This window comes from Acinetobacter sp. YH12132 (assembly GCF_013418645.1).
Lineage (GTDB): Bacteria > Pseudomonadota > Gammaproteobacteria > Pseudomonadales > Moraxellaceae > Acinetobacter > Acinetobacter indicus.
Window position 1 is genome coordinate 1 of sequence record NZ_VPBR01000005.1, and the last position, 13,199, is coordinate 13,199.

9 protein-coding genes, 1 tRNA gene and 1 pseudogene are annotated in these 13,199 nt (G+C 46.6%); all 11 read left to right on the top strand.

Translation table 11 applies throughout. The features are described 5' to 3' along the window. Nucleotides 1–170 (top strand): annotated as a pseudogene (locus tag FTU67_RS07040) (elongation factor Tu); the annotation flags it as partial. A 51-nt stretch (nt 171–221) separates the two neighbouring features. Then, nucleotides 222–297: transfer RNA gene (locus FTU67_RS07045), tRNA-Trp, on the top strand. A gap of 72 nt (nt 298–369) precedes the next feature. Further along, a complete protein-coding gene (gene secE / locus FTU67_RS07050; protein ID WP_005181678.1) occupies nt 370–810 on the top strand; it encodes a preprotein translocase subunit SecE in 441 nt (146 codons plus the stop codon). A gap of 7 nt (nt 811–817) precedes the next feature. Beyond that, nucleotides 818–1,351, top strand: coding sequence for a transcription termination/antitermination protein NusG (gene nusG / locus FTU67_RS07055; RefSeq protein WP_005181681.1), 534 nt, complete (start codon nt 818–820; stop codon nt 1,349–1,351). 118 nt (nt 1,352–1,469) lie between these two features. Next, nucleotides 1,470–1,898, top strand: coding sequence for a 50S ribosomal protein L11 (gene rplK, locus FTU67_RS07060; protein ID WP_004868049.1), 429 nt, complete (start codon nt 1,470–1,472; stop codon nt 1,896–1,898). Between the two features lie 3 nt (nt 1,899–1,901). Further along, on the top strand, nt 1,902–2,597 hold the full coding sequence (gene rplA, locus FTU67_RS07065; protein WP_005181684.1) for a 50S ribosomal protein L1: 696 nt from the start codon (nt 1,902–1,904) through the stop codon (nt 2,595–2,597). Between the two features lie 320 nt (nt 2,598–2,917). Further along, on the top strand, nt 2,918–3,424 hold the full coding sequence (gene rplJ / locus FTU67_RS07070; RefSeq protein WP_005181686.1) for a 50S ribosomal protein L10: 507 nt from the start codon (nt 2,918–2,920) through the stop codon (nt 3,422–3,424). Nucleotides 3,425–3,472: 48 nt separating this feature from the next. After that, nucleotides 3,473–3,844: a 50S ribosomal protein L7/L12 gene (gene rplL / locus FTU67_RS07075; protein ID WP_004774018.1), complete on the top strand. Its 372-nt coding sequence runs from the start codon at nt 3,473–3,475 to the stop codon at nt 3,842–3,844. 309 nt (nt 3,845–4,153) lie between these two features. Continuing rightward, on the top strand, nt 4,154–8,242 hold the full coding sequence (gene rpoB / locus FTU67_RS07080; protein WP_160243601.1) for a DNA-directed RNA polymerase subunit beta: 4,089 nt from the start codon (nt 4,154–4,156) through the stop codon (nt 8,240–8,242). Nucleotides 8,243–8,394: 152 nt separating this feature from the next. Beyond that, nucleotides 8,395–12,585 (top strand): DNA-directed RNA polymerase subunit beta', encoded by a 4,191-nt coding sequence (gene rpoC / locus FTU67_RS07085; protein ID WP_075167624.1) that lies wholly within the window; start codon nt 8,395–8,397, stop codon nt 12,583–12,585. Between the two features lie 224 nt (nt 12,586–12,809). Then, the gene (locus tag FTU67_RS07090) at nt 12,810–13,166 is read left to right on the top strand and encodes a hypothetical protein (RefSeq protein ID WP_005181692.1); all 357 of its coding nucleotides are present in this window, start codon (nt 12,810–12,812) and stop codon (nt 13,164–13,166) included. Nucleotides 13,167–13,199 lie beyond the last annotated feature (33 nt).

Consider the following 13,199-nt stretch of genomic DNA (forward strand, 5'->3'; position numbering starts at 1 on the left):
CTGGTGCGATCCAGCTGAAAGAAGGCGTTGAAATGGTTATGCCAGGCGACAACGTTGAAATGTCAGTAGAATTAATCCACCCAATCGCAATGGACGCTGGTTTACGCTTCGCGATCCGTGAAGGTGGCCGTACTGTAGGTGCGGGTGTAGTTGCTAAAGTAACTGCATAATTATAAAATAAGTTTCACAAGCCGAAGTTTGCGGATTTCGGCTTGTTCTACAGGCCAGTAGTTCAATTGGTAGAGCGTCGGTCTCCAAAACCGAATGTTGGGGGTTCGAGTCCCTCCTGGCCTGCCATTTTTCAAAAAAAGCTTGATGCTGGCAAAACTGGTCATATAATAAGTCGCGAATCCTACGACGAGTACAAAAATGTCGAATGATAAATCGCGTGACGCATTAAGCGAAGCGCCAATTCCTCAAAGAAATAATCCTGCTGAAGTTGTAAATTCGGGTTCTCCATTAGACTACGTGTTGTGGATTATCGCCTTGATTTTATTCATTGCGGCAACCATGGTGAATCAGCATCTACCAGCGTACTGGGCACCGGCAAATGATATTTGGGTGCGCGTTGGGGTAATTTTGGCTTGTATCGTAGTGGCTTTAGGTTTATTATACGCCACCCATCAAGGCAAAGGCTTTGTTCGTTTATTGAAAGATTCACGAATCGAGCTGCGTCGAGTGACTTGGCCAACCAAGCAAGAGACAGTGACCACATCTTGGCACGTACTTGCAGTTGTAGTTGTAGCATCCATTTTATTGTGGTGTTTTGACTACGTTTTAGGTTGGGCAATTAAATTTATTATCGGGTAAGAGAGCTATGAAACGTTGGTACATTATTCATGCCTATTCTGGTTATGAAAAACAAGTGATGCGTTCGCTTAATGATCGAATCCAGCGTAGCGCTGTTGCCGATAGCTTTGGTGAAGTCCTGGTTCCTACCGAAGAAGTGGTAGAAATGAAGGATGGCAAGAAACGTAAATCTGAGCGTAAATTCTTTCCGGGCTATGTGCTAGTCGAAATGGAAATGAATGATGATACTTGGCACATTGTAAAAGAATGTCCAAAAGTATTAGGTTTTATTGGTGGTACACCGGAAAAACCTGCGCCAATTACGCAGCGTGAAGCTGATGCGATTCTTGCACGTGTACGCAATACTGGTGAAGCACCTCGTCCGAAGACGATGTTTGAACCAGGCGAAGAATTACTGGTAATTGACGGTCCATTCACCGACTTTAAAGGCGTGGTGGAAGAAGTCCTTTACGACAAGTCGCGTTTAACGTTGACGATTAATGTATTCAATCGACCAACACAGGTTGAGCTGGAATTTCGCCAAGTCGAAAAATCAGTTTAATTCACTGCTGGTTGAAAACGCCCGATTTGTTATGGATCGGGCATTGTTGTTGTAACGGTATCGTTACTTAGAAATCATTGGGGAGCCTAGCGGCGTTTGTACCCAGAGGTAATTGAAAATGGCTAAGAAGATTGACGGCTATATCAAGCTGCAAGTTCCAGCTGGTAAAGCAAATCCATCTCCACCAATTGGTCCTGCACTGGGTCAACGTGGTGTTAACATCATGGCATTCTGTAAAGAATTCAATGCTGCGACACAAAAAGTTGAAGCTGGTCTTCCAATTCCAGTAGTGATCACTGTGTACAACGACAAGTCGTTCACATTCATCATGAAAACTCCACCTGCTGCTATTCTGCTTAAGAAAGCTGCTGGTATCCAGAAGGGTTCAGCTGTACCAAACAAAACTAAAGTTGGTAAGTTGACTCGTGCTCAGTTAGAAGAGATCGCGACTACGAAAGAACCAGACTTAACTGGTGCTGACTTAGACGCGCGTGTACGTACCATCGCTGGTTCTGCACGTTCTATGGGCTTGGAAGTGGAGCTATAAGACATGGCAAAGTTAACTAAACGTCAAAAAGCCATTGCTGCTGCTGTAGAAGCAAACAAAGTTTATACTTTGGAAGAAGCAGTACAAGTTCTTAACAGCCTTCCTGCAGCTAAATTCAAAGAATCTTTGGATGTATCTGTAAACCTAGGTGTTGACCCTCGTAAATCTGACCAGGTTGTTCGTGGCGCGACTACACTTCCTGCAGGTACAGGTAAAACTGTACGTGTAGCTGTGTTTGCTCAAGGCGCTGCTGCTGAAGCTGCTAAAGCTGAAGGCGCGGACGTAGTTGGTTTTGATGACCTGGCTGAAAGCATCCAAGCGGGTAACCTTGACTTTGACGTAGTAATTGCTGCTCCAGATGCAATGCGCGTTGTAGGTAAATTAGGTACAATCCTTGGTCCACGTGGCTTAATGCCAAACCCTAAAGTGGGTACGGTTACTCCTGACGTAGCAACTGCAGTTAAAAATGCAAAAGCTGGTCAAGCACGTTACCGTGTAGACAAAGCGGGTATCATCCACGCTGCGATCGGTCAAGTAGGTTTCACTGCTGAAGCTGTTCGTCAAAACGTTGAAGCTCTTGTAGCTGACCTGAAGAAAGCAAAACCTGCGACTTCTAAAGGTGTATACATCAAAAAGATCACTCTAAGCTCAACTATGGGTCCTGGTCTGACTGTTGATGTAAACAACGTTTCTAACTAAGTTTAACTTAGACAGAATTTTAAAGTCCTGAAAGGTCTCCTTCTCCCTCTGGGAGAAGGTTGGGATGAGGGTTAAACCTCTCCCTAGCCCTCTCCTGAAAGGAGAGGGGACATTCAGGCGGACTTTGAATTGGTAAATGAGAATTTATCAGCGTCAAAGACCTCAGGCGAGGGGAGTTTTATGCTCTTCTCTTAAAATCCCAGCCTGCGTAGACGCGGTGGTGTGATTTATTCCTCCTCCGCGTGTGAGTTCAGTGATGAATTCACGAATTGGGAGTGTATCCCTTGTGGGTACATAAATCACCGTTAGGAGGTTTTACAATGGCTCTTCTTATCGAAGACAAAAAACAGATCGTAGCAGAAGTAAACGAAGTTGCTTCTCGCGCGTTCTCTGCTGTTGTTGCTGACTATCAAGGTTTAACCGTTGAGCAATTAACTGCTTTACGTGTTGAAGCGCGTAAGCTTGGTGTTACGACTCGTATCGTGCGTAATACTTTGGCTAAGCGTGCATTCGAAGGTACTCAATTCGATATCTTGAATGCAACTCTTGTTGGTCCAACAATCTTAGCTTTCTCGACTTCTGAAGACGACATGGGTGCAGCTGCACGCTTGTTCGAAGATTTCGCTAAAACAAACAAAGCATTTGAACTTAAAGCTGCTGCATTTGACGGCAAGGTTTATGAAGGTGCTGAAGTTAGCGTGATTGCAAATCTTCCGAACCAAGAAAAAGCGCTTACTATGCTTGCAAACGTTCTTCAAGCTCCTATTTCGAAATTGGGTCGCCTTATTACAGCACTCAAAGAGAAAAACGAGTCAGAAGCAGCTTAAGCTTAAATCAATTTACACACCATTCAATTTCCATTTGGAGTTATTCTCATGGCTTTAACTAACGAAGAAATTTTAAACGCAGTTGCTGAAAAAACTGTTCTTGAACTTGTTGAACTGATCTCTGCTTTCGAAGAGAAATTCAACGTATCTGCTGCTGCTGTTGCAGTTGCTGCTGCTCCAGGCGCTGGCGCTGCTGCTGCTGAAGAGCAAACTGAATTCAACGTTGAGTTGACTTCTTTCGGTGCAAACAAAGTTGCAGTAATTAAAGCAGTTCGTGAAGCGACTGGCCTTGGTCTTAAAGAAGCGAAAGACATGGTTGAAGGTGCTCCAGCAGTACTTAAAGAAGGCGTTTCTAAAGAAGAAGGCGAAGAGCTTAAGAAGAAACTTGAAGAAGCTGGTGCTACAGTTACACTTAAGTAATAGCTTAAGCGGAGTCGATTTTTTTATAATCGACTCCAAAAAATGGCTGATGGCTCTTGGGTCATCAGCCTTTTTGCGTTACAATAATCGGCTCGATTTTTGTTTGCATGATATAAATTTCATACAAATTAAAAATAAAGATAACAATCAAACGCTTACCAATATTTTTCAATGTTAAAAAATATTGTTAAGCGTTTTAATACCACTAAAAATTGCAGCATTTGTAAAGAGTGGTGGCCATATCGGCCTGCGTAATTCCTTCTGAGCCCGTTCTGCAGGCGGGCTTGGTTTACTTTCCGAGGACTCCAGATGGCATACTCATATACCGAAAAGAAACGGATCCGTAAGAATTTTGGTAAATTGCCCCAAGTCATGGAAGCACCGTACCTGTTGGCGATTCAAGTCGACTCGTACCGTACTTTCTTGCAAGATGGCAAATCTCCAAAAAACCGCGAAGATATCGGTCTCCAAGCCGCATTTCGTTCAGTTTTTCCTATAGAAAGTTATTCTGGCAATGCTGCTTTAGAATTTGTTGAGTATAGTCTTGGTAAACCAGAGTTTGATGTGCGCGAATGTATTCTTCGCGGCTCAACTTATGCGGCACCAATGCGCGTTAAAATTCGTTTGATCTTGAAAGATCGTGAAACGAAATCAATCAAAGACGTACGTGAACAAGAAGTCTATATGGGCGAAATGCCATTGATGACGGATAACGGTACTTTTGTGATCAACGGTACCGAGCGTGTAATCGTATCGCAATTACACCGTTCACCAGGCGTATTCTTTGACCATGACAAAGGTAAGACTCACTCAAGCGGTAAAGTGCTGTATTCAGCGCGTATTATTCCTTACCGTGGTTCATGGTTAGACTTTGAATTTGATGCCAAAGATTTAGTCTATGTACGTATCGACCGTCGTCGTAAATTACTGGCGACTGTGGTTCTGCGTGCCCTGAACTATAACAACGAACAGATTCTTGACCTGTTCTACGAAAAAGTTCCTGTTTACCTGGATATGGGTAGCTATCAGATCGACTTGATTCCAGAACGTCTGCGTGGCGAAATGGCACAATTCGATATCACTGATGCCGATGGTAAAGTCATTGTTGAACAAGGTAAGCGTATCAACGCACGTCATGTTCGTCAAATGGAAGCCTCTGGTCTGACCAAACTGTCAGTGCCGGATGAATACCTGTATGAGCGCATTACTGCCGAAGACATCGTGCTGAAAGATGGCGATGTGATTCCGGCCAACACACTGTTAAGCCATGAAGTGATGGTGAAGCTGGCTGAAGGCGGCGTGAAGCAGTTCAATACCCTGTTCACCAACGACATCGACCGCGGTTCATTCATTGCAGATACGCTACGTGCCGATACGACTACAGGTCGTGAAGAAGCACTGGTTGAAATCTACAAAGTCATGCGTCCAGGCGAGCCACCAACTAAAGAAGCAGCTGAGAACCTGTTTAACAACCTGTTCTTCTCTTCTGAGCGTTATGACCTGTCACCAGTCGGCCGTATGAAGTTCAACCGTCGTCTGGGTCGTCCTTATGAAGTGGGTACTGACCAGAAGTCGCGCGAAGTTGAAGGCATCCTGTCGAACGAAGACATCACGGATGTACTGAAAACATTGGTTGAAATCCGTAACGGTAAAGGTGAAGTCGACGATATCGACCACTTGGGTAACCGTCGTGTTCGTTCAGTGGGCGAGATGACCGAGAACCAGTTCCGTGTGGGTCTGGTACGTGTTGAGCGTGCTGTAAAAGAGCGTCTATCACAAGCTGAAACTGACAACCTGTCTCCGCAAGATCTGATCAATGCGAAGCCAGTGGCGGCTGCAATCAAAGAATTCTTTGGTTCGAGCCAGTTGTCTCAGTTTATGGACCAGAACAACCCATTGTCTGAAATCACCCACAAACGTCGTGTATCGGCGCTTGGTCCTGGTGGTTTGACCCGTGAACGTGCAGGCTTCGAAGTGCGTGACGTACACCAGACTCACTATGGTCGTGTATGTCCAATTGAAACGCCTGAAGGTCCAAACATTGGTTTGATCAACTCGCTATCTGTTTACGCGAAAGCCAACAGCTTCGGTTTCCTGGAAACGCCATACCGTAAAGTGGTTGATGGTCGTGTAACAGACGAAGTTGAATATCTGTCTGCGATTGAAGAAGTGGGTACCGTGATTGCACAGGCCGACTCGGTTGTAGATCAGGACGGTAACCTGACTGAAGAATTCGTTTCTGTACGTCACCACGGTGAATTCGTACGTATGTCACCTGAAAAAGTGACCCATATGGACGTATCTGCTCAGCAGGTGGTTTCTGTTGCAGCATCACTGATTCCATTCCTTGAACACGATGACGCCAACCGTGCATTGATGGGTTCCAACATGCAACGTCAGGCCGTACCTACACTAATCGCGGACAAACCGCTGGTTGGTACCGGTATGGAAGCCAACGTGGCACGTGACTCAGGTGTGTGTGTGGTTGCAGGCCGTGGTGGTGTGATCGAGTTTGTTGATGCATCACGTATCGTAATTCGCGTGAATGAAGATGAAATGATCGCGGGTGAAGCAGGTGTAGATATCTACAACCTAATCAAATACACGCGTTCAAACCAGAACACCTGTATCAACCAGAACGTTGTGGTACGTTTAGGCGATAAAGTTGCACGTGGTGACATCCTGGCGGATGGTCCATCGACAGATGGCGGTGAACTGGCCCTGGGTCAAAACATGCGCGTGGCGTTCATGACCTGGAATGGTTACAACTACGAAGACTCGATCTTGCTTTCTGAGCGTGTGCTTCAAGAAGACCGTTTAACGTCGATTCACATTCAGGAACTGTCATGTGTTGCACGTGATACCAAACTGGGTGCTGAAGAAATCACGGCTGATATTCCAAACGTCGGTGAAGCTGCGCTGTCTAAACTGGACGAATCAGGTATCGTTTACATCGGTGCAGAAGTGACTGCCGGTGACATCCTGGTGGGTAAAGTAACACCAAAAGGTGAAACTCAGTTGACGCCTGAAGAAAAACTGCTTCGTGCCATCTTCGGTGAAAAAGCAGCGGATGTGAAAGACTCCTCTTTACGTGTTCCATCGGGCACAAAAGGTACAGTCATCGACGTTCAAGTCTTTACCCGTGATGGTCTGGAAAAAGACGAACGTGCACTGGCGATTGAGAAAGCGCAGCTTGATGCATACCGTAAAGACTTGAAAGAAGAATACAAAATCTTCGAAGAAGCAGCACGTGAACGTATTGTCCGTCTGTTAAAAGGTCAGGAATCAAATGGCGGTGGCGGCACCAAACGTGGCGACAAACTGTCTGAAGATATGCTGTCTGGTCTTGAACTGGTTGATCTGCTTGAAATCCAGCCAAGTGACGAAGCGATTGCGGAACGTTTAACGCAAATTCAAACCTTCTTGAAAGAGAAGAGCTTTGAAATTGACGAGAAATTCGCCGAGAAGAAACGCAAACTGTCTACAGGTGATGAACTGACCACTGGCGTACTGAAAGTGGTTAAGGTTTACCTTGCGGTGAAACGTCGTATCCAGCCAGGTGATAAGATGGCGGGTCGTCACGGTAACAAGGGTGTTGTATCCAACATTCTGCCGGTTGAAGACATGCCACACGATGCCAACGGTGTGCCGGTAGACGTGGTACTGAACCCGCTTGGTGTACCATCGCGTATGAACGTGGGTCAGATTCTAGAAACGCACTTAGGTATGGCAGCCAAAGGTCTGGGTGATCAGATCGACAAGATGCTGAAAGAACAGCGCACCATTCTTGAACTGCGTGAATTCTTGGACAAGATTTACAACAAGGTGGGCGGCGAGCAAGAAGATCTTGACAGCCTGACGGATGATGAAATCTTGGCGCTTTCTGGCAACCTGCGTGCTGGTGTTCCATTGGCAACACCTGTATTTGACGGTGCTGAAGAAGGTCAGATCAAAGACTTGCTTGAACTTGCGGGTCTGTCACGTACCGGTCAAACCGTATTGTATGATGGCCGTACGGGTGAGCGTTTCGACCGTCCTGTCACTGTTGGTTACATGTACATGCTGAAACTGAACCACTTGGTTGATGACAAGATGCATGCGCGTTCAACTGGTTCTTACTCATTAGTAACACAGCAGCCGCTGGGTGGTAAGGCACAATTCGGTGGTCAGCGTTTCGGTGAGATGGAAGTCTGGGCACTGGAAGCATACGGTGCAGCTTATACGCTTCAAGAAATGCTCACTGTGAAGTCGGATGACGTTGAAGGCCGTACCCGCATCTATAAGAATATTGTAGATGGCAACCATTATATGGATCCGGGCATGCCTGAATCGTTCAACGTATTGACCAAAGAGATCCGTTCTTTAGGTATCAACATTGAACTGAAAAATGGTGACTAAGAATCTCCATTAAATCTCCCCAAACCCCTCTTTATAAAAGAGGGGCTTCCCCCTTAACAAAGGGGGACTGAGGGAGATTAAAATTCAGTTAAAAAACAATATTTGTGACCCAGTCGGAAAGTGAAAATCTTACCGGCACACGGAGAAAAAAATTGAAAGACTTGCTCGATATCATGCGCAAAAAGACGGACTCAGACGGTCATGCTCCTGTAGAGTTTGATCGCATCCGTATTGGTCTTGCGTCACCAGAAATGATTAAGTCGTGGTCTCATGGTGAAGTTAAAAAGCCTGAAACCATTAACTACCGTACCTTCAAACCAGAACGTGACGGTTTGTTCTGTGCCAAAATCTTTGGTCCAGTCAAAGATTACGAATGCTTGTGTGGTAAATACAAGCGTATGAAATACAAAGGCGTCATCTGTGAAAAATGTGGCGTTGAAGTAACAACTGCAAAAGTTCGTCGTGAGCGTATGGGTCACATCGAGCTGGCATCTCCAGTAGCACACATCTGGTTCTTAAAATCACTGCCGAGCCGTATCGGTCTGTTATTAGACATGACCTTACGTGATATCGAACGTGTTCTGTATTTCGAATCTTATGTAGTGACTGACCCAGGTATGACTCCATTTGAGAAATACCAGCTTCTGAACGATGAAGAATACTTCAATGCGTTGGAAGAGCACGGTGATGAATTCACAGCGAAAATGGGTGCAGAAGCAGTTCAGGACCTGTTAAAAGACATCGATCTTGAAAACGAAATCTCACGCCTGCGTGAAGAAATTCCACAAACAACCTCTGAGACGAAACTGAAAAAAGCGTCTAAGCGTTTGAAATTGATGGAAGCGTTCAAAGAGTCGAACAACAAGCCAGAATGGATGGTGATGAATGTACTGCCAGTACTTCCGCCAGACCTTCGTCCGCTGGTTCCGCTTGAAGGTGGCCGTTTCGCAACGTCTGACCTGAACGACCTTTACCGTCGTGTGATTAACCGTAACAACCGTTTGAAGCGTCTTCTTGACCTTGCAGCGCCAGACATCATCGTACGTAACGAAAAACGTATGTTACAAGAGTCTGTAGATGCATTGCTTGATAACGGTCGTCGTGGTCGTGCAATTACCGGTTCGAACAAACGTCCGCTGAAATCTTTGGCCGATATGATCAAAGGTAAGCAAGGTCGTTTCCGTCAGAACTTGTTGGGTAAACGTGTTGACTATTCAGGCCGTTCGGTGATTACCGTAGGTCCTACTTTACGTTTGCACCAATGTGGTCTTCCGAAGAAAATGGCGCTGGAACTGTTCAAGCCGTTCATCTTTGCGAAACTGCAAGCCTCTGGTCAAGCCACTACCATTAAAGCTGCGAAGAAAATGGTTGAGCGCGAGACGCCAGAAGTTTGGGATGTTCTTGCATCTGTGATCCGTCAGCATCCAGTGATGTTGAACCGTGCGCCAACCCTTCACCGTTTGGGTCTGCAAGCGTTTGAACCGATCCTGATTGAAGGTAAAGCGATCCGTCTGCACCCGCTCGTTTGTGCTGCGTTTAACGCCGACTTCGACGGTGACCAGATGGCGGTACACGTACCATTAACACTTGAAGCGCAATTAGAAGCGCGTGCGTTAATGATGTCGACCAACAACATTCTGTCTCCAGCCAACGGTGAGCCAATCATCGTACCGTCTCAGGACGTGGTCTTGGGTCTTTACTACATCACCCGTGATGCGGTAAATGCCAAAGGTGAAGGTATGGTGTTCGCAGATACGCATGAAGTTAACCGTGCCCTTGCAACCGGTCAGGTTGATTTGCACGCTCGCGTAAAAGCGCGTGTATACCAAACTGTGATCAATGACAACGGTGAGCGTGAGCAACAAACTATTGTTGTTGACACCACACCAGGTCGCTGTCTGCTTTGGGAAGTTGTGCCAGAAGGTTTAAGCTTCGAGCAAATTAACGTTGAGATGACCAAGAAAAACATCTCCAAGTTAATCAACTCTTGCTACCGTAAACTGGGTCTGAAAGACACGGTCATCTTTGCTGACCAATTAATGTACTTGGGCTTCCGTCAAGCGACGCGTTCAGGTGTATCGGTTGGTATGGAAGATATGGTTATTCCACCAAGCAAACAGGCGATCATTGACAAGGCAGAAGCTGAAGTTCGTGAAATCGAACAACAGTTCGAACAAGGTTTCGTAACGGCCGGTGAACGTTATAACAAAGTCGTCGATATCTGGGCACGTACCAATGACCAGGTAGCGAAAGCGATGATGGACAACTTGTCTTTCACTACTGTGAAAAACAAACAGGGTGAAGACGAGAAACAAAAATCATTCAACTCGATCTACATGATGTCGGATTCTGGTGCCCGTGGTTCGGCAGCTCAGATTCGTCAGCTTGCAGGTATGCGTGGTCTGATGGCGAAGCCGGATGGCTCGATCATTGAAACGCCAATTAAGGCGAACTTCCGTGAAGGTTTGACCGTACTTCAGTACTTCATTTCAACGCACGGTGCGCGTAAAGGTTTGGCCGATACTGCACTGAAAACTGCGAACTCGGGTTACCTGACGCGTCGTCTGGTTGACGTTGCGCAAGACTTGGTGATCACTGAGCCAGATTGTGGCACCATGGCTGGTCTGGTGATGACACCATTCATTCAGGGCGGTGACGTGATCGAGAACCTGGGTACGCGAGTACTGGGTCGTGTGGTTGCTGAAGACGTGAAGAAAGCCGGTTCAGATGAAGTGATCCTGCCACGTAACACCTTAATTGACGAAAAACTTGCCAACTTCCTGGAAGAGCAAGGTGTCGACGAAGTGAAAGTACGTTCAGTAGTATCATGTGAATCGACCTTCGGTGTGTGTGCGAAATGTTATGGTCGTGACCTTGCACGCGGTCACTTGGTGAACCCAGGTGAATCTGTGGGTGTTATGGCGGCACAATCAATTGGTGAGCCAGGTACACAGTTAACCATGCGTACCTTCCACGTGGGTGGTGCGGCAAGCCGAACTTCTGCTGCCAACAGCGTTCAAGTGCGTAACAAAGGTACCGTACGTTTCCACAACGTGAAAACCGTACAACATGCCAAAGGTCACTTGGTATCGACTTCACGTTCAGGTGAAATCGGTATTGCGGATGATTTGGGTCGTGAGCGCGAGCGCTATAAACTGCCTTACGGTGCATCTATCTTGCTGAAAGATGGCGAAGCTGTAGAAGCTGGCGGTATCGTGGCAACTTGGGATCCGCATACACATCCATTGGTAACAGAAGTTGCTGGTAAAGTACGTTTCAGCCAGATCGCTGATGGCGTAACCGTAACGTCGAAAACTGATGATGCAACAGGTATGTCAACAATCGAAATCCTGCCAGTGACTTCACGTCCTGCGTCAGGTAAAGATTTGCGTCCTGCGGTTGTATTAGACACAGTGGATGGTGGTGAACAGTTCTACTTCCTGCCACAAAACACCATTCTTTCTGTCCGTGATGGCGAAACAATTGGTGTCGGTGACGTTATCGGTCGTGTACCACAAGAATCTTCACGTACCCGTGATATTACCGGTGGTCTGCCGCGTGTAGCTGACTTGTTCGAAGCACGTAAGCCGAAAGAGCATGCGATCCTTGCAGAAGTGTCTGGTATCGTAAGCTTCGGTAAAGAGACCAAAGGTAAGAACCGTCTGGTGATTACTCCGGATGATGGTTCTGAAATCTACGAAGAGCTGATTCCGAAATGGCGTACCATCAACGTGTTCGAAGGTGAGCATGTGAACCGTGGTGAAACCATTTCTGATGGTCCACAAAACCCGCATGACATCTTACGTCTGAAAGGTGAAGTGGCGTTGACCAACTACATCGTGAACGAAGTTCAGGACGTTTACCGTCTGCAAGGTGTAAAAATCAACGACAAGCATATTGAAGTCATCGTACGTCAAATGCTGCGTAAAGTTGAAATCACTGACGGTGGTGATACCAGCTTTATCAAAGGCGAACAGGTGGATTACATCCGCGTGGTTCAAGAAAACCAGGCTGTACTTGCACAGAACAAGTTCCCAGCGAAGTTTGATCGCCAGTTGATGGGTATTACCAAAGCATCGCTGTCGACGGATTCGTTCATCTCTGCTGCATCGTTCCAGGAAACCACACGTGTGTTAACTGAAGCGGCTGTAACCGGTAAAGAAGATGATCTACGTGGTCTGAAAGAAAACGTCGTTGTTGGTCGTCTGATCCCAGCGGGTACAGGTTTGGCTTACCACTTAGAGCGTCGTCGTCAGGAAGCAGAAGCTGCAGAATTTGAACTGCAAAATGACTTCTCTGATGTAGACCAAGCATTAAGTCAGGCATTTAACCAGGAATTCTAAGCTGGTGAAATGACAACCAAGAGACGCCTTCGGGCGTCTTTTTTTATGCCTGAAAAAAGGGTATCGTGCTGTACTTTGGCGTTAGATGGGCCGGGTTGCTGCTGCAAAGCGGGTGTTTTTACATAAATCCTCTATTGGTTACCAAGTTGGTAACATATTGCTCAGATTCGACCCATCAATATCGAATAAGCTAAAGCTATGACCAAAACAGGGGAAGAGCGATCATGAAAAAAGTTATCGGTGTTATGGCAGCCGCCACCTTATCTACCTTTATGCTGGCCGGCTGTGAAAGTATGTCTCCAAATGAACAGCGTATTGGTGCAGCTGCTTTAGGTGGTGCAATTGGTGGTGGTGTCGGTGGTAATGTCGGCGGTACTGCAGGTGCAGCCATTGGTGGTGGTGCCGGTGCAGCAGTGGGTAGTAAAACCCAGGATGGTTCAAACCGTAACGCGACCTATAGTGGTGTCGGCGGTGCAATTGGTTCTGCGGTAGGTAAAAGCATCTTCGGTGGTAGTACTGGTGCAGCGATTGGTGGTGCGATTGGTGGCGGTGCAGGTGCCGCGATTGAGCAGAACCGCTAAGTCGGGTGCAGACGATCTCACATAAAAAAGCGC

Excerpts from the sequence above, each read along its gene's own strand:
- secE (WP_005181678.1), top strand. The coding sequence starts at position 370 with ATGTCGAATGATAAATCGCGTGACGCATTAAGCGAAGCGCCAATTCCT.
- nusG (WP_005181681.1), top strand. The coding sequence starts at position 818 with ATGAAACGTTGGTACATTATTCATGCCTATTCTGGTTATGAAAAACAA.
- rplK (WP_004868049.1), top strand. The coding sequence starts at position 1,470 with ATGGCTAAGAAGATTGACGGCTATATCAAGCTGCAAGTTCCAGCTGGT.
- rplA (WP_005181684.1), top strand. The coding sequence starts at position 1,902 with ATGGCAAAGTTAACTAAACGTCAAAAAGCCATTGCTGCTGCTGTAGAA.
- rplJ (WP_005181686.1), top strand. The coding sequence starts at position 2,918 with ATGGCTCTTCTTATCGAAGACAAAAAACAGATCGTAGCAGAAGTAAAC.
- rplL (WP_004774018.1), top strand. The coding sequence starts at position 3,473 with ATGGCTTTAACTAACGAAGAAATTTTAAACGCAGTTGCTGAAAAAACT.
- rpoB (WP_160243601.1), top strand. The coding sequence starts at position 4,154 with ATGGCATACTCATATACCGAAAAGAAACGGATCCGTAAGAATTTTGGT.
- FTU67_RS07090 (WP_005181692.1), top strand. The coding sequence starts at position 12,810 with ATGAAAAAAGTTATCGGTGTTATGGCAGCCGCCACCTTATCTACCTTT.